This is a genomic window from Nocardioides sp. (assembly GCA_037045645.1).
Taxonomy (GTDB): Bacteria; Actinomycetota; Actinomycetes; order Propionibacteriales; family Nocardioidaceae; genus Nocardioides.
This window is the reverse complement of the sequence record JBAOIH010000001.1, coordinates 1,063,835-1,080,071: the sequence shown is the minus strand read 5'-3', so window position 1 is coordinate 1,080,071 and position 16,237 is coordinate 1,063,835. Positions and strand designations below refer to the sequence as shown.

The 16,237-nt window shown below is 67.5% G+C and carries 17 protein-coding genes and 1 pseudogene; 7 read left to right on the top strand and 11 right to left on the bottom strand.

Translation table 11 applies throughout. The annotated features are described in order from the left end of the window. Nucleotides 1–25: 25 nt before the first annotated feature. Nucleotides 26–304 (bottom strand): hypothetical protein, encoded by a 279-nt coding sequence (locus V9G04_05285; protein MEI2712711.1) that lies wholly within the window; start codon nt 302–304, stop codon nt 26–28. Further along, nucleotides 301–1,092 carry a PspA/IM30 family protein gene (locus tag V9G04_05280; GenBank protein ID MEI2712710.1) on the bottom strand — a complete coding sequence of 264 codons (792 nt, stop codon included), beginning with the start codon at nt 1,090–1,092 and terminating at the stop codon, nt 301–303. Before V9G04_05280 ends, V9G04_05285 begins: the two co-directional genes overlap by 4 nt. A 184-nt stretch (nt 1,093–1,276) precedes the next feature. Here V9G04_05280 and V9G04_05275 point away from each other — a divergent pair, with 184 nt between their 5' ends. From V9G04_05275 to V9G04_05255, 5 genes are read left to right on the top strand one after another with little or no spacing between them, the layout of a single operon-like run. After that, the gene (locus V9G04_05275; protein ID MEI2712709.1) at nt 1,277–1,873 is read left to right on the top strand and encodes a DUF3043 domain-containing protein; all 597 of its coding nucleotides are present in this window, start codon (nt 1,277–1,279) and stop codon (nt 1,871–1,873) included. Nucleotides 1,874–1,875: 2 nt separating this feature from the next. Beyond that, the gene (locus V9G04_05270) at nt 1,876–2,724 is read left to right on the top strand and encodes a hypothetical protein (GenBank protein ID MEI2712708.1); all 849 of its coding nucleotides are present in this window, start codon (nt 1,876–1,878) and stop codon (nt 2,722–2,724) included. 25 nt (nt 2,725–2,749) lie between these two features. After that, nucleotides 2,750–3,268, top strand: a complete 519-nt coding sequence (locus tag V9G04_05265; protein MEI2712707.1) for a GNAT family N-acetyltransferase — start codon at nt 2,750–2,752, stop codon at nt 3,266–3,268. Nucleotides 3,269–3,273: 5 nt separating this feature from the next. Further along, complete coding sequence (locus V9G04_05260) at nt 3,274–4,035, top strand: AzlC family ABC transporter permease (protein MEI2712706.1); 762 nt, start codon at nt 3,274–3,276, stop codon at nt 4,033–4,035. Further along, on the top strand, nt 4,032–4,340 hold the full coding sequence (locus V9G04_05255; GenBank protein ID MEI2712705.1) for an AzlD domain-containing protein: 309 nt from the start codon (nt 4,032–4,034) through the stop codon (nt 4,338–4,340). The genes V9G04_05260 and V9G04_05255 overlap by 4 nt, the downstream gene beginning before the upstream one ends. Nucleotides 4,341–4,377: 37 nt before the next feature. Here the strand turns inward: V9G04_05255 and dapB are convergent, their stop codons facing one another. Continuing rightward, on the bottom strand, nt 4,378–5,124 hold the full coding sequence (gene dapB, locus V9G04_05250) for a 4-hydroxy-tetrahydrodipicolinate reductase (protein MEI2712704.1): 747 nt from the start codon (nt 5,122–5,124) through the stop codon (nt 4,378–4,380). A gap of 86 nt (nt 5,125–5,210) precedes the next feature. Between dapB and V9G04_05245 the strand changes: the two genes are divergently transcribed. Further along, nucleotides 5,211–5,726: a class I SAM-dependent methyltransferase gene (locus tag V9G04_05245; protein ID MEI2712703.1), complete on the top strand. Its 516-nt coding sequence runs from the start codon at nt 5,211–5,213 to the stop codon at nt 5,724–5,726. An 86-nt stretch (nt 5,727–5,812) separates the two neighbouring features. On the opposite strand, the gene V9G04_05240 is transcribed toward V9G04_05245, so the two are convergent. The 8 genes and pseudogenes from V9G04_05240 to V9G04_05205 form a co-directional block, all read right to left on the bottom strand. After that, a complete protein-coding gene (locus V9G04_05240) occupies nt 5,813–7,195 on the bottom strand; it encodes a pitrilysin family protein (protein ID MEI2712702.1) in 1,383 nt (460 codons plus the stop codon). Continuing rightward, nucleotides 7,192–9,423, bottom strand: a complete 2,232-nt coding sequence (locus V9G04_05235; GenBank protein MEI2712701.1) for a polyribonucleotide nucleotidyltransferase — start codon at nt 9,421–9,423, stop codon at nt 7,192–7,194. Before V9G04_05235 ends, V9G04_05240 begins: the two co-directional genes overlap by 4 nt. Nucleotides 9,424–9,792: 369 nt before the next feature. Next, a complete protein-coding gene (gene rpsO / locus V9G04_05230) occupies nt 9,793–10,068 on the bottom strand; it encodes a 30S ribosomal protein S15 (GenBank protein MEI2712700.1) in 276 nt (91 codons plus the stop codon). 282 nt (nt 10,069–10,350) lie between these two features. Next, a pseudogene (locus tag V9G04_05225) lies at nt 10,351–10,551 on the bottom strand (DUF6458 family protein). Nucleotides 10,552–10,639: 88 nt separating this feature from the next. Further along, nucleotides 10,640–11,833 (bottom strand): hypothetical protein, encoded by a 1,194-nt coding sequence (locus V9G04_05220; protein ID MEI2712699.1) that lies wholly within the window; start codon nt 11,831–11,833, stop codon nt 10,640–10,642. Beyond that, nucleotides 11,833–12,336 carry a SigE family RNA polymerase sigma factor gene (locus V9G04_05215; GenBank protein MEI2712698.1) on the bottom strand — a complete coding sequence of 168 codons (504 nt, stop codon included), beginning with the start codon at nt 12,334–12,336 and terminating at the stop codon, nt 11,833–11,835. Before V9G04_05215 ends, V9G04_05220 begins: the two co-directional genes overlap by 1 nt. A 127-nt stretch (nt 12,337–12,463) precedes the next feature. Further along, on the bottom strand, nt 12,464–13,495 hold the full coding sequence (locus V9G04_05210; GenBank protein ID MEI2712697.1) for a hypothetical protein: 1,032 nt from the start codon (nt 13,493–13,495) through the stop codon (nt 12,464–12,466). Then, nucleotides 13,492–13,836 carry a PadR family transcriptional regulator gene (locus tag V9G04_05205; protein ID MEI2712696.1) on the bottom strand — a complete coding sequence of 115 codons (345 nt, stop codon included), beginning with the start codon at nt 13,834–13,836 and terminating at the stop codon, nt 13,492–13,494. The genes V9G04_05210 and V9G04_05205 overlap by 4 nt, the downstream gene beginning before the upstream one ends. 157 nt (nt 13,837–13,993) lie before the next feature. Here V9G04_05205 and V9G04_05200 point away from each other — a divergent pair, with 157 nt between their 5' ends. Beyond that, entirely contained in the window at nt 13,994–16,123 is a 2,130-nt protein-coding gene (locus tag V9G04_05200) for a molybdopterin-dependent oxidoreductase (protein MEI2712695.1), read from the top strand. Nucleotides 16,124–16,237 lie beyond the last annotated feature (114 nt).

Here is a 16,237-nt window from a genome sequence, read left to right as displayed (position 1 = left end):
CCTGCCCCTCGCGCCGATCCCGGTGTCAGCCGGGGATCAGCCCTTCGTCGCTGAGCATGTCGGCGACCTCCGAGAGGGTGGCGTCGGCCATCGGCAAGATCACGTCGGACTCGTCGAGGCTTTCGGCAAAGTGCGGCGTGGCCTCGGCGCGTACGGCCTCCAGCAGCGTCGCGAGGGCAGCCGCGAAGCCGTCCTCGTCCCCGGCGCTGACCGCGGCGGCGACCGCGTCGTCGAGGCGGTTGATGTCGTCGAGCGCCTCGCCCGGAAGGTCGAACTGCCCCTCGCCCAGAATCCTGATGATCATGCGTTCGGCCGGCTTTCGCCCTCGACCGTCTCGGTCGCCTCGGCCTCGAGGATCGGCTCGCCGGCGCTGGAGGTGGTCAGTGCCTCCGGCTTGGAGCCGCCCTTCAACTGCGCCAACTCGGCTTCCACGTCTGCGGCGGAACTCATCGAGTCGAGTTCACGCGCGATGTCGTCGCCGGCCCCGATGGCGGTCACGTCGTCGAGCGCGCCCGAGGCGATCAGTTCGTCGATGGCTCCGGCCCGCGCCTGCATCTGCGCCGTCTTGTCCTCGGCACGCTGGATGGCCAGGCCGACATCCCCCATCTCCTCGCCGATGCCCGACAGCGCCTCGTTGATCCGGGTCTGCGCCTCGGCGGCGGTATAGGTGGCCTTGATGGTCTCCTTCTTGGTACGGAAGGCTTCGACCTTGGCCTGCAAGCGCTGCTGGGCCAGGGTCAGCTTCTCCTCCTCGCCCTGCAGTTGGGCCTGCTGGGCGCGCAGGCCCTCGATCTGCCCCGAGAGGCCGGACTTGCGGGTCAGCGCCTCACGTGCGAGGTCTTCGCGACCCATGTCGATGGCCTTCTGGGCCTGGGTCGTGAGCTTCTGGGCCTGAGATTCGAGCTGATTGACCTGGAGTTCGACACGCTTGCGGCTAGTCGCGACGTCCGCGACACCGCGGCGTACCTTCCCCAGCAGTTCGAGTTGACGCTGATAGCTGTAGTCGAGCGTCTCCCGAGGGTCTTCAGCGCGGTCGAGTGCCTTGTTGGCCTTCGACCGGAAGATCATGGTGATGCGCTGCCAGAGACTCATGGGCGGGTGGCCTTCCTCGGGATTGCCTGTTCGTACGACGCGGCCGGTAGGCCCGTCTGCTGCGCACAACCCTAGGCGGAACCGCAAGGAGCCCGACAGTGGGCGGCGGGAAAGTCTGGAGGCCGGGTTCCGAGGTGACGGCGATAGGCTGAGGCCCAAGCACCTCTTCAGTGAAAGCGTCTTCGTGTTCTTCAATCGCAAAAAAGAGTCCGAGCAGACCACGGACCCCAGCACCCAGTCCGTCGCCAAACCCGGCGGCAAGGGGCGTCCCACGCCGACCCGCCGCGAGGCAGAGGCCGCCGCGAAGGCGCGCGCCAAGGTCCCGCGGACCCGCAAGGAGATCTCGGAGGCCAACAAGCGCGCTCGGCAGGAGAGCAACGCCAAGGCGCGTGAGGCGATGCGCGGGGGCGACGAGCGCTATCTGCCGGCCCGTGACCGCGGTCCGATGCGCCGGTTCATCCGCGACTGGGTCGACCACAAGCTGATGTTCTTGGAGTTGCTGATCCCGGGCCTGCTGATCTCGATGGTGTTCGGCTATTCAGGTCGCCCGAACCTGGTATCGATCGGCAGCTCGATCACGTTCGGCCTGTTGCTGCTCGGCATTGTCGACATCGTGCTCACCCGGATCAGGCTGCGCCGCGAACTCGCGCAGCGATTCCCGGGCGAGAGCACCCGTGGCGCGATCTACTACGCGGTGATGCGCGGCATGCAGGTGCGATTCCTGCGTCTGCCCAAGCGTCAGGTCACGATCGGCCAGCCGCTTCCCGATCGCTACCGCTGACGGTGGGTGCCCACTTCGACGCCGCCTTCATCGCGGGGCTGGCCGCGGCGCTGGGGGCCGCTTTGGTTTACGGCATCGGTGCGATCGTGCAGGCACGTGCCGTCCGTACGCTCCCCTCGGGCACCGACGACCTGGTCGCCTTCGTCCGTGACGGCGTACGGCAACCGTTGATCTGGCTGACCTTGGCGATGTACGGCCTCGGATTCGCGCTGCACGCGGTCTCCATCTGGCTGCTTCCGCTGTATCTGTCCCAGGCGGGCATCGCCATGTCACTGCCGGTCACGGCATTGTGCGCGGGCCTGATCAGCGAGCGCGTCGCCACCGGCCAGTGGGGTGCCCTGCTCCTGGTGGTCGGCGGCATCGCGATGCTGTCGCTAGGCGCCGGAAGCGCCGGGTCCACCGACATGTCCTGGTCGTACGGAGCCGCGTGCCTGGCCGGGTCGGTGCTGCTCGGCATCTTGACGTTGTCAGGCGTAGTGAAATCGGGGGCGGGACTCGGACTGCTCGCCGGTCTGGGCTACGCCGGCGTGGCCATCGCGGTGCGCGGCCTGGAGGCCTGGCCGCTCGACGCTGGCGGCTACCTCGCAGCGATCGCGGCCGTGCTCTTCGGGGTGTTCGCCTTCTGGGCCTACTCGCGCGGCCTCGACAATGCGGACGTCTCCGTCTCGACGGCCACGATGGTGGTCGGTGAGACCGTCGGACCGGCCCTGGTCGGCGTACTCTGGCTCGGCGATGGGATCCGCGACGGCTGGACACCCTGGGTCGTGATCGGACTGATCGTGGCCATGCTCGGCTCGATCACGGTGGGCCACGGAGCCGAGGAACGCGCGAGCGAGTCGGCCATCGCATGAAGACCACTCGAAGAGGGGAGTCCCGGTGAGCGCAGACGTGTCGTGTCGGATCGCCTGGTCCGACGACAGCGCCGCCATCGCGGCGTTGCAGACGCAAGCCTGGCGGGAACGCTACGGCGCCGTGGTCCCCGAGGACTTCTCGGTGCCTGCCGAGCAGTGGCATGCGGCGTTGACCAAGCCCGGCGATGCCCGCAATCGCGTCCTGGTGGCCCTGGAACGCAACACCATCGTCGGCTTCACCCTGACGACTCCTGCGGCCGATCCCGACTGCGAACCAGGGCGTGACGGCGAGGTCAGCGAACTGACCGTGGCCTCCGACAAACGCGGTCTCGGGCACGGCTCACGGCTAGTGCAGGCAGCCGTGGAGACCCTGCAGGCGGACCGCTTCGTGCGCGCAGTGTGCTGGGTCGACTCGACGGACGACGCCATGCGTACGTTCCTGGAATCGGCCGGTTGGGCCCCCGATGGCGCCCACCGCACGCTGGCCACCGACGATGCGGGGGGCGAGACCAAGCAGGTGCGGCTGCACACCCGGATCGGCTGAGTGGGATGAGCACTTCGCTGCCGCTGGGCGCACCGCCGGACTGGGAGCGGCAGCGCCGCTCGATCATCCGGGACTCCATGGCCGTAGCGATCGCCACAGGCACGTACGGCATCTCGTTCGGCGCCGTCTCCGTGGCCGCCGGACTCTCGGTGTTGCAGACCTGCGTGCTGTCGCTGGTCATGTTCACCGGCGCCTCGCAGTTCGCCCTCGTCGGTGTTGCCGCCGCCGGTGGAGCACCGCTGTCGGGAGCTGCCACGGCGCTGCTGCTAGGCACACGCAACACGCTCTATGGCCTTCGGATGGCGCCGTTGTTGCGCTGGAACGGCTGGCGACGCGCCGCGGCGGCACACCTGCTGATCGACGAATCCACGGCGATGGGCGTGACTCGCGAAAGCGTCCCGGCGGTGCGCACCGGCTTTCTTACCACCGGGGTCGGCGTCCTGGTCTTCTGGAACATCGCCACGCTGATCGGGGCCCTCGTGGGCAATCAGATCGGCGATCCGCGCACGTACGGTCTCGACGCCGCGGTCGGCGCCGCATTCTTGGCGTTGCTGTGGCCGCGTCTGAAGGACCGGCGCAATCAACTCGTCGCGGTCGTCGCGGCAGCGGTCGCCCTGGGCGTCGTACCTCTCACGCCTGCCGGGGTGCCGGTGCTGGCCGCGGCAGGGGTCGCGCTGCTCGCGGGCGTGCTGTCCAAGGCCCCGGATCCGACCGAGATCCCCGGGCCTGCCGACGTGCCCGGCCACGGCGAGGAGGCGGACCGATGACGTGGACCGCGTTGTTGATCGCCTGCGTCGGCTGTTATCTGTTGAAGTACGCGGGCCTCGCGATGCCTGCGGCCGTGTTGGAACACCCGCTGGTCCAGCGCGTGGCCGACCTGATCCCGGTGGCGCTGCTGGCCGCGCTGATCGGGGTGCAGGTGTTCGCCGATGGGCAGTCGTTGCAGTTCGACGCGCGGATCGCGGGCCTGGCCTTCGCGGTGGTGGCACTGCTGTTGAGACAGGGCTTCCTCGTGGTCGTCTTCGGGGCCGCGATGGTGGCTGCCGCCGTACGCGCCCTGGGCTGGGGCTGACCTCGCAGGTCGGTCGAGCAGGGTCGAGACCCTGCCGTCAGGGCAGGTCGAGGAACTTGTCCAACCCGACGGTGAGCCCAGGCCGGGAGCCGATCGCCCGGAGCCCGGCGAGGACCCCGGGCGCGAACGAGATCCGGTCCAGCGAGTCGTGCCGGATGGTCAGGGTCTCCCCCGGCGTGCCCAACACCACCTCCTGGTGCGCGACCAGCCCACGCACCCGCACGCTGTGCACGCGTACGCCGTCGACATCGGCGCCGCGCGCGCCCTCCAAACCTGTGGAGGTCGCGTCCGGTTGCGTCGGCAGGTCGGCACGCTCGCGGGCGGCGGCGATAAGCGCGGCCGTACGCGCGGCCGTGCCGGACGGGGCATCGGCCTTGTCGGGGTGGTGCAACTCGATGACCTCGGCCGACTCGAAGAACGGCGCCGCAAGTTCGGCAAAGCGCATCATCAAGATCGCACCGATCGAGAAGTTGGGCGCGATCAGCACGCCAGTGCTCGGATGCTCGCGCAGGAGATCTTCGAGGGTGGACAGGCGTTCGTCGGTGAACCCGGTCGTGCCGACCACCGCATGGATATCGTGCTCGAGGCAGAATTTCAGGTTCGCCATCACCGCATCGGGGTGGGTGAAATCGACGATCGCCTGGACCTCCTGGGTCAGCAGCGCGTCCAGGCTGTCGCCTGCATCGAGCGTTGCCGCCAGCACCAGATCGTCGGCCCCCTCGACGGCAGCACAGATAGCGCGCCCGACCTTCCCGAGGGCGCCGAGAACGCCCACTCGCATCACTTCAGTCACAGGGCAAACCTAGTCCCGCGTCTCGTCCGGAGTGCCGGTGCCTGACGAACGGATCGCCAAGTGGCAGTCTTGGCCCCATGCCACTTCAGCAGATCCCGCCGCGCATCAGGTGGGCGGTCGAGCTCATGGACGTGCAGCCGAGCGACTCCGTGCTTGAGATCGGCTGCGGCCCGGGCGCGGGTGCGGAGTTGATCTGTGCTCGCTTGCAGACCGGGAAGCTCTTCGCGATCGACCGCAGCGAGTCGGGAGTCGACCGTACGAAGCGTCGCAACAAGAAGTACGTCGACGCCGGGCGATTGACCGTACGTCAGATCGATCTGGCGACCTTGCGGGTGCCGGTCAAGCGGCTGAACAAGGTCTTCGCCTTCAACGTCAACCTCTTCTGGGTGCGTGACTGCTCCGACGAGGTCGCGCTGCTGCACGAACGGGTGCTGCCGGGCGGCGCGGTCTACCTCTTCTATGAGGCCAACCGCCCCGAGCTCGTCCCCAATATCGTGCGCAAGGCATCCGCCTCCCTGCAGCAGGGCGGATTCCGCGTCTCGGTCGTCGAGCAGAAGGCACCGCCGGTCGTCGGCATCATCGGTCGCCGCTGAGTCGCGGAGCAGACGCGACAGGTCGGCGCCCTCGCGCGGAGCAGACGCGACAGGTCGGCGCCCTCGCGCGGAGCAGACGCGACAGGTCAGCGTGCGGGGCCGACGACCGCCAGCACCTCGGGGCGGGCGAACAGGTCCGCGGCGAGCGCGCGTACGTCGTCGAGGGTGACACCTTCGATGCCGGCCACTACGGCGTCGAAGGACAACAGCCGATCCTCGAGGATCTCGGCCTTGCCGAGCCTGCTCATCCGGGCGCCGGAATCCTCCATGCCCATGATCAGACCGCGCGTGAGTTGGCCCTGGCCGCGCCGCAGTTCGTCCTCGGTGATCCCGTCCGCGGCGATCTTGGCGAGCTCGGCTCGCACCACGTCGAGGACCGCCTCCACCTTGCTGGGCAAGCAGCCGACACTCACCCCGACCATCCCGGCGTCGGCGTGCGAGGTGGCGAAGGAGTAGACGCCGTACGCCAACCCGCGCTGCTCGCGTACCTCCTGGAAGAGCCGAGAGGACGTGCCGCCGCCCAAAGCCGTGTTGAGTACGCCCAACGCGAAGCGTCGAGGGTCTGAGCGGGTGAGCCCGCGCATCCCGAGTACGAGGTTTACCTGCTCGAAAGCACGGGTGGACGTGGCCTCGGCCCGGGCGACAGGGCGCGCGTTCGCCACGACGCGAGGTGTGGACGGGTCCGCCACGGTGTTGAGGAAGCCATGGCCCGAGAACGCACGCTTCACCTGGCGTACGACCGCGTCGTGATCGACATTGCCCGCTACCGAGATCGCCATCTTGGCGGCCACATAGTGGCGACGATAGAAGCGCACGATCTGCTCGCGCGTCAGCGCTTCGATGGACGTGGTCGTGCCCGCGATGGGGCGGCCCAACGGGGAATCTCCCCACGCTGCAGCGGCGAAGAGGTTGTGTACGACGTCATCGGGATCGTCGTCGTGCATGGCGATCTCGTCGAGGATCACCTCGCGCTCGGCCTCGACATCTGCCGGCGAGATCACCGACGAGGTCAGCATGTCGCCCAGCACGTCCAAGGCGACGGGCAGGTCCTCGTCGAGAACTCGTGCGTGGAAGCAGGTGTACTCCTTGGCGGTGTAGGCGTTGAAGTCGCCGCCGACCTCATCCAGGGCTGCCGAGATCTCCAGGGCACTGCGCGTGGGAGTGCCCTTGAAGAGCAGGTGCTCCAGGAAGTGCGAGCAACCGTGCAGACGTGGTGACTCGTCGCGCGAACCGACGCCTACCCAGACACCGACGGAGGCGGAGCGTACACCTGCCATGTCCTCGGTGATGATCCGCAGCCCGGAGGGCAACACGGTGCGGCGTACCCGCGACACGACGCGGCCCTCGTCATCGAGGAGGCGTTGGAGCGTACGGGTGCTGCCGGCGGGCTGTGACGAGGACAGGGCGGAAACCGAAGACCGGCCGGCAGTCGCCTGCCGGCCGGTCTTGGTGGACTTCTTCGAGGTCACTCGGCGCTGTCCGCGCTCTCGTCAGCGGCGTCCCCGCCCTCGGCTTCCTCGACCACGGGGATCAAGGACAACTTGCCGCGGTCGTCGATCTCACCGATCTGGACCTGGATCTTCTGACCCACGCTCAGCACGTCCTCGACGGCCTCGACCCGCTTGCCGCCGGCCAGTGAGCGGAGCTTGCCGATGTGCAGCAGCCCGTCCTTGCCCGGCATCAGCGACACGAAGGCACCGAAGTTGGTGGTCTTGACGACCGTGCCGAGGTAGCGCTCGCCGACCTCGGGCATGGTCGGGTTGGCGATCGCGTTGACCGCGGCCTTGGCCGCCTCGGCAGCGTCGCCGTTGGTTGCGCCGATGTAGACCGTGCCGTCGTCCTCGATGGACAGCGTCGCGCCCGTGTCGTCCTGGATCTGGTTGATCACCTTGCCCTTGGGGCCGATGACCTCGCCGATCTTGTCGACCGGCACCTTGATCGCGATGATGCGCGGCGCGTGGACGCTCATCTCCTCGGGGGCGGCGATCGCCTCGTTCATCACGTCGAGGATGGCGTGGCGAGCGTCGCGAGCCTGGGTCAACGCCTGCGCCAGCACCTCGGCCGGGATGCCGTCGAGCTTGGTGTCGAGCTGGAGCGCGGTGACGAACTCACGCGTCCCGGCGACCTTGAAGTCCATGTCGCCGAAGGCGTCCTCGGCACCGAGGATATCGGTCAGCGCGACGTACTCGGTCTTGCCGTCGATCTCACCGGAGACCAGGCCCATCGCGATACCCGCGACGGGGGCGCGCAGCGGCACACCGGCGTGCAGCAGCGACATGGTGGACGCGCAGACCGAGCCCATCGAGGTGGAGCCGTTGGAGCCCATCGCCTCGGAGACCTGGCGGATGGCGTACGGGAACTCTTCCTTGGTGGGCAGCACCGGCATCAGCGCACGGCCCGCGAGGGCACCGTGGCCGATCTCGCGACGCTTGGGAGCACCGACACGACCGGTCTCGCCGGTGGAGAAAGGCGGGAACACGTAGTTGTGCATGTAGCGACGCTCGGTCTCGGGCGACAAGGTGTCGAGCTTCTGCACCATCGTGAGCATGTTGAGGGTGGTGACGCCGAGGATCTGGGTCTCGCCACGCTCGAACAGCGCCGAGCCGTGCACGCGCGGGATCAGGCCGACCTCGGCGTGCAGCGGACGGATGTCGGCCAGGCCGCGACCGTCGATGCGGACCTTGTCGCGCAGGATGCGCTCGCGTACGACCTTCTTGTTCAGCGCCTGGAACGCCCCGCCGATCTCCTTCTCGCGACCTTCGAACTGGGCGCCGAGGGTGTCGAGCAGGATGCCCTTGACCTCGTCGACGGCGGCTTCACGGTCCTGCTTGTCGGCGACCTGCTGAGCGGCGACGACCTGGTCCTTGACCGCGGCCTCGACGGCGGCGTACACGTCGTCTTGGTAGTCCAGGAAGACCGGGAACTCGCCGACCGGCTTGGCGGCCTCCTTGGCCAGCTCGGACTGCGCGTCGCAGAGCTGCTTGATGAAGACCTTGGCGGCCTCGATGCCGCCGGCCACGATCTCCTCGGTGGGAGCCTGGGTGCCGGACTGGACGAGGTTCCAGGTCGACTCGGTGGACTCGGCCTCGACCATCATGATCGCGACGTCACCGGAGTCGGTGACGCGACCGGCGATCACCATGTCGAAGACGGCGTCTTCGAGTTGGCTGTGGGTGGGGAAGGCGACCCACTGGCCCTCGATCAGGGCGACGCGGGTGGCGCCGACCGGGCCGGAGAACGGCAGGCCGGAGAGCTGGGTCGACATCGACGCGGCGTTGATGGCGAGCACGTCGTACGGGGTGTTGGGCTCGAGTGCGAGCACGGTGATCACGACCTGGACCTCGTTGCGCAGGCCCTTCTTGAAGGTCGGGCGCAGCGGGCGGTCGATCAGGCGGCAGGTCAAGATCGCGTCCTCGGACGCGCGGCCCTCGCGACGGAAGAACGAGCCGGGGATGCGACCCGCGGCGTACATCCGCTCCTCGACGTCAACGGTGAGGGGGAAGAAGTCGAAGTGGTCCTTGGGCGACTTCGACGCCGTCGTCGCCGACAGCAGCATGGTGTCGTCGTCGAGGTAGGCCGTCACGGAACCGGCGGCCTGGCGGGCCAGCAGCCCGGTCTCGAACTTGACGGTCCGCGTGCCGAACTTGCCGTTATCGATCACGGTCTCGACTGCGGAGATGGTGGGTTCAGAGCTCAAAGTGCTCATCTTTCTGTGCACGGAGCGATCCCGCGCCGCCGCTGTGATGATGAGCCGGTCTTCGATCGAGGTCCGCAGCTCCCCCGTGTTGAGGGACCTGAAAACCACTACCGAGGACCGGGCCTGGACGGGCGGTGCGCTCCTGGATCTGTGGATATTGAGTTGTCGTACGCCTCACACTAGCCAGTTGCAGCGTGAGTGGCGAAGTGGCGTCGCCGAACCTCGCGGGTTCGACTCAGCCGCAAGCTTGAAATCAAAAACTCTTCGGCTGAACGGCGTCAGTGCGGGCAGTGGCAAGGCAGAGGAGCGCAGGCGACCTAGAAGGTCGTCAAGCGACGATAACGCCGCCAATGCCCGCTATGACGTCGTTCAGCGACGCAGGCCGAGGCGTTCGATGATGGAGCGGTACCGCTCGATCTCGGTCTTCTGCAGGTAGTTGAGCAGACGACGACGCTGGCCGACGAGCAGCAGCAGACCACGACGGGTGTGGTGGTCGTGCTTGTGCTGCTTGAGGTGCTCGGTGAGGTGGCTGATGCGGTGCGTGAGCAGCGCGATCTGGACCTCGGGGGAACCGGTGTCGCCCTCGGTGGTGGCGTATTCGGCGATGATCTTCTTCTTGGTCTCCGCGTCCGTGCCAAGTGACATGACGGGGCTCCTCTCGGTTCTCGTTGCGCGGCGCGCCCGGGCCTGTTCACCGGGGCACTTGGATCCGCGGCCGTTCGTACGGCGTGTCGCCCGACTCGGGCAACCGGGTGAGATTAGCAGCGTCGTACGCGGCCCTCCGAATCGCGAGCGTGGGCCGTGAGCCGGTCCGAGAATTGCACAAGGCCCACCGGCGCCGAATCGCCAGTGGGCCCCGCGGAGTGCGTGTGTCAGACCGCCGGAGGAGGCACGTCCGAGGAACGCTCGGTTCGTGGCCTGACGCCCAGCCGAGTCGGTGGTCGTGGCGCTGGAGGTCACGCGCCGGCGGCTGTTCATCTGGATGGCGGTCAGGAGCACGATCAGGAGACCGGCGATGACCAGGATCCAGCCGAGGGTGTCGTCGGTGATGCCGGGGATGTCGAGTTGGAGCGCGTAGATGAGGATCAGGCCGATGGCCGCGAGGAAGACGCCGAGTCCGTAACCCACGGTGAGACTCCTTTCAAAAACCCCTCCGCCCTGGAGGGCGCCCCAACTTATGCCCACCGATAACCAAGGCAAACCACCCCGATGGGCGTCATTCGCAGGGATGGACTGTCCGCCAATCCGTGCCCGCAATGCACTGACCGGCGATCCCCTCCGGGCGCAGTCCGAGGGCTTCGGTCCACAACGACCACCGGGAGACCTCGACGGAGTTGTCACCGGCTGGATCGAGGTCGTCGAGTTTGGCTGTCGTACGGATGGTCAGTAACTCTCCGTCGACGACGCCCGTGACGCGCAGATAGGGCACAGGGGCGCTCTCAAGACTGCCCGCAACGGGCTTGACGAGGACCAGTCCGCGACCCTTGACGAAGGTCGCCACGAAGGTGGGCACCCTATCCCCGCCGTCCGGCACGGCCACGATCTCCATACCGCCGTCGTCGAGTTGCACGGCTTGTAGGCCCGTGAGTGAGAACCCCGGGCCGGTGCTCACGCTGATCGTGTTTGCGGTCGCAGTCGTGACCACAACCGCGTTGTTGTCGCTCTCCCCTGTGCCCTCGTTGGCGACCTCGGTCGTCCGCACCTGGTCGGGCCGACCATCGCCATCGACGTCGGACTTGATCTCGGCCGTCACAGTCGCGGACTGCTCCTGCGTCGTCACCTGGACCGCGGCGGCTGCGGTCTCGATCTTCCCGCCGGCACCGCAATAGGTCGCCTCAACGCGTACGTCGTACGTCCCGGCGCGGGCCACTTCGAGGATCAAGTGCTCCGCTCGGTCCGACGAGTCACCCCATCTGGCGTCAAACGCCACGGTCGGCGTCCCCGCCACACACTTGATGTCTCCCCCGTCAGAGCCGATCTGCTCGGTGCCGTCGACGTAGACGCGGGTGCCGCCCACCAGCGCCGAGTCGTCCAGCCCTAACGTGCCGGGCAGGAGCGGACCAGCGTCGCCACGACCGGGGACAAACGCGTGCGCGGTGCCGCGCACTGTGTAGGCAACCCTGAAGTGAGTGGCGTCCAGTGGCGTCACGCCGATCTCGACTTGGGGGCTCGTGTCGGTCGGCGCGGGAGACCCGGTGGCCACCGGCACCTCCGTCACCCGGTCGCCGCGGTCTTGGAGTTGGAGCACTCCCACTCCCCCGAGGACGACGGCAGCAGCGACCGCGGTGGCCACACCGAGCCGGCGTCGGCGCGTGATCGCGCGCGCCTTGGTGCGTACGCCGTCGAGACGGTCAGGGCGGGCCTCGGCATCGGCCAGCGCGGCCGGCCTGTCGAAGAGGTCGCGGCTCATCAGAACTCTCCTTCGAACGAGTCGGCCAAGGACTCACGCAGCCGCGCAAGGCCTTTGCTGGTGTTGCTCTTCACGGTGCCGACGCTGCACCCCATGGTGCGCGCGGTCTCGGCCTCGGACAGGTCGCACCAGTGCCGCAGCACCACCGCAGCTCGCGGCCGCTTTGGCAGTTCCTTGAGCGCGGCGAGCAGCGCGAGGCTGTCGTTGACGGATTCGGCTCCGCACGCAGAAGTGACCTCGGGCATCTGCTCGGTCGCTAGTTCGCGCGTGGCGCCGCGGCGCCACCACGAGGTGCGCTGATTGACCATGACCCGGCGTACGAACGCATCCGGTTGGTCATAGCTGCGCACCTTGGACCAGCGCACCATGGTTTTGGCCAGTGCGGTCTGCAGCAGGTCCTCGGCTTGGTGGAGGTCACCGGTGAGCAGGAACGCGAGTCGCTTGAGACGCGGACCGGCCGAGGCGGCGTACTCCTCGAAGTCATCCGCCGCGGGTGGCGCCACGGGCGCTGCTCCAATCACATGGGGGTACACGCCCAGACGTGGGCGAAGGTTGCTCTCGACATCGCAGCAAATCCTCAAGGCGGAGGATCACAGGCATGGGGTGACCGTGATCCTCCACCTTGCCGGGTCAGGACTGTTTGCGCTGGACCTTCTTCTGGGCCTTTTTTTGGGCCTTCCTTTGGGCCTTCTTTTCCTCCGACTGCATCGCAGTCCCCTCAGGCACCTCGACACCCCTGGGCGCAGTCACGGCGGGCACGGTGAGGCGGCGCAGTTTGGCAAACCTGCGATCGCCCGCGCCGACCATCTCCGCCTGCGGAAAGACGTTGCGCCGCGCCACGTCACCCAACTGCCAGGCGGCGTGCTGCTCCCAGCAGCAATTCACGTTGAGAGGCTGCCCGTCCTCGGTAAACAGCTGCACGCCGTAGAGCGGCTGGCCGCTGGAGTCGTACGGCTGGAGGTTGCAGACCTCGCCATACCCGGGGCTGATCAGGGCGTTCTGCCCGTAGGTGTCGTCGGTCATCCGCTCGTACTGGCTCTGGGCGGTGTATTCGACGCTCTGGACGACTTGAGGGGTCATGGCGATGGCGAAGGCGTTCAGGCCCAGCAGCACGACCCGGGCAGCGGTGCCCTTGGTGCCGGGCCAGAACTTGCCGCGGCCGAGTTGGATGCTGACGACGGCCGCGATCGCGACCAACGCGGCGCCGAGTCCTGCACTGGGCGTCGGCAGATAGGGCACGTCCTGCTGCCACACGTCCCAAATGCGACTGCTGACCAGCATCACGGCCACCCAGGCACGCAGCACCCACCACGCCGGACGAGCCGAGCGCAGCACTGCGCCAAAGTCGCCTGGCAACGCGTCGAGCAGCCGCGCCCACCCGGTGGCACTTGCGTCCAAGAGCGCCTTCGGCGAGAGGTCCCGGCTGCTTCGGGTGGGCTGGTACGCCGGGAGCCCCGCTGCGGCGCGCAACTCGGTGGCGTACACCTCCGGATCGCCGAGCACCTGCGGACCCTCCTCCGCCACCCAGTCGGAGACATCGGCTTCCAACCCCGACAGCAGGTCCTCGACCTCCTCGCTCGGCAGGTCGGCGAAGTGCTGGCGTACTGCCGCGACGAACTGCTCGACGTCGGGACGGATCTGGAGCGGAATGGTGTCGTTCATGCGGGCACTCCCTTGGTGGTCAGGTCGGAATCGAGCAGAGCTGAGACGGTGTCGGCGAAGTGCTGCCAGTCATCGCGTTGCCGCTTGAGTTGGTCTCGGCCGGTCGGCGTGATGCCGTAGTACTTGCGGTGCGGCCCCTCTTCGGAGGGAACGACGTACGAGGTGAGAGCTCCGGCGGCATAGAGCCGGCGGAGCGTGCCGTAGACGGAGGCGTCCCCGACATCAGCGAGCCCGCCGGCGCGCAGGCGGCGTACGACGTCATAGCCGTAACCGTCCTCCGCGTCGACCACGGCGAGCACCGCCAGGTCGAGCACTCCCTTGAGGAGTTGGGTGGTATCCATGCGTGAGAGAGTAGTGCGGATTCCGCAGTAGTGCGCGCAGCGGAACCGGCGTGTCGGCCGGGGTCGAGCGGACTGTGGTCCGCTCAACCCCCGGAGATCCGGGGGCTGAGCGACCAAACCGGGTGTCTAGTCACCGACGTGGACCATGATGAGTCCTATGACGAACACAGGAGAGCGCACCGTGATCGGTGTCTGCAATCTGTGCGAGGCGATCTGCGGACTCCGGTTGACGGTGCGCGCCGAGCCGCGCGAGGTGGTGGCCGTACGAGGCAACGACGCCGACCCGCTCTCGCGTGGGCACATCTGTCCCAAAGGCGTCGCGATCGGTGACGTTTTCAGCGACCCGGACCGACTCAAGCGCCCCGTCAGGCGGGTCGGGTCACCCGAGGAGGGACGCTGGGAGGAGATCGGCTGGGACGAGGCGTACGACCTGGTCGCGGACAACCTCGCCAAGGCGATCAACAGCCGCGGTCCGGATGCGATCGGCGTCTACCTGGGCAACCCGAACGCGCACAGCCTCGGCTCGATGACCCATGGCGTCGGGATGATCAAGGCACTGCGTACGAAGAACACGTTCAGCGCCACCAGCGTGGACCAACTCCCCCACCAGCTCGTGGGGCATTGGATGTTCGGCCACCAGCTGCTGTTGCCGATCCCGGACCTCGACCGTACGCAGTTGTTCTTGGTCTTCGGGGGGAACCCGATGGCCTCCAACGGCTCGATCATGACCGTGCCCGACTTCCCTAACCGGTTGCGGGCGTTGCACAAGCGCGGCGGTCGGATGGTCGTCTTCGATCCTCGCCGCACCGAGACGGCGAAGGTCGCCGACGAGCACCACTTCGTACGTCCCGGGAGCGATGCATTCGTGCTGCTGGCGATGTTGCAGGTGATCTTCGCCGAAGGAATGGCGCAGCCGCCGGACTACCTCGACAACCTGTCGACTCTCGAAGCGGCGGTCGCGGACTTCACTCCCGAACTCGCCGAACGACACAGCCACGTGCCCGCCGACGACATTCGCCGACTTGCCCGCGAGTTCGCCACGACTCCAGAAGCCGTGGTTTACGGACGGATCGGGCTGTCGGCCGGCGAGTTCGGGACGATCTGCCAGTGGGCGATCAATTGCCTCAACATCGTGGGCGCCAAGTTGGACCGGGTCGGCGGCGCGATGTTCACCCGGCCCGCGATCGACGTGGTCGGCAAGGGACTGATCGGGCGCGGCCACTACGACAAGTGGCGTTCGCGCGTACGCCAGGCGCCTGAGGCGCTGGGCGAACTTCCCGTCTCGGTGCTGCGTGAGGAGATCGAGACACCCGGAGACGGACAGATCCGGACGCTGTTGACGATGGCGGGCAATCCGGTGCTGTCCACGCCGGACGGAGCCGGGCTCGACCAGGCTCTGCGTGACCTCGATTTCATGGCGTCGATCGACATCTATGTCAACGAGACCACCCGCCATGCAGACGTCATTCTGCCGCCGACCACGGCACTGGAGCGTGACCACTACGACTTGGTCTTCCACGCGCTCGCGGTGCGCGACACCGCTCGCTTCACCCAGGCGGTCTTCGCCAAGGAAGCCGACCAGCGCCATGACTGGCAGATCTATCGCGAGATCGCGCTCCGTACGATCAAGCGACTCGATCGCAAGCCCGCGCTGAAGGCGCGCGCGATCAGCACGGCGCGACTCAGCATCAGCCCGACGCGGATGCTGACGGTGCTGCTGCGTCAGACCGGCTCGGGCATCACGCTCAAGAAGCTGCGCTCGCGGCCACAGGGCATCGACCTCGGGCCGCTGCGCCCTGATGCGATGCCCGCGCGGTTGCAGACGAAGAACAAGCGCATCGATCTTGCCCCTCCGGTCGTCATCGCCGACCTGGACCGCTTGCGTACGCACTCCCCCGCTGCCGGGCTTGTGCTGATCGGGCGCCGTCACAAGCAGGACTGCAACTCGTGGATGCACAACTCCGACCGGTTGACCCGGGGTCGAACTCGCCACGAACTCTTCATCCACCCCGATGACCTCGCCGAGACCGGTGCAGCCGATGGCGACGTCGTACGCGTGGCTTCTCGTGTCGGTGCAGTCGAAGTCGAGGCGAAAGCCAACGTGGACATGATGCGCGGCGTGGTGTCGCTGCCCCATGGTTATGGCCATGGCCTTGCGGGCGTGCTGATGTCACGCAGCGCGAAGACGCCAGGCGTGTCGATCAACGATCTGACCGATCCGCAGCGACTGGACATTTCGGGCAACAACGCCCTTAATGGCGTCCCGGTTCGCGTATCCACGCTGTAGATCAATCGCTCACGGCTCCTACGCAAGGCGCCGCTGTTCATACGTTCATGTCGGGACTCGGATGAGATCCCGGGGTCTCGCTGGCACATCGGACCAGCCAGGCGTTCTTTCCAC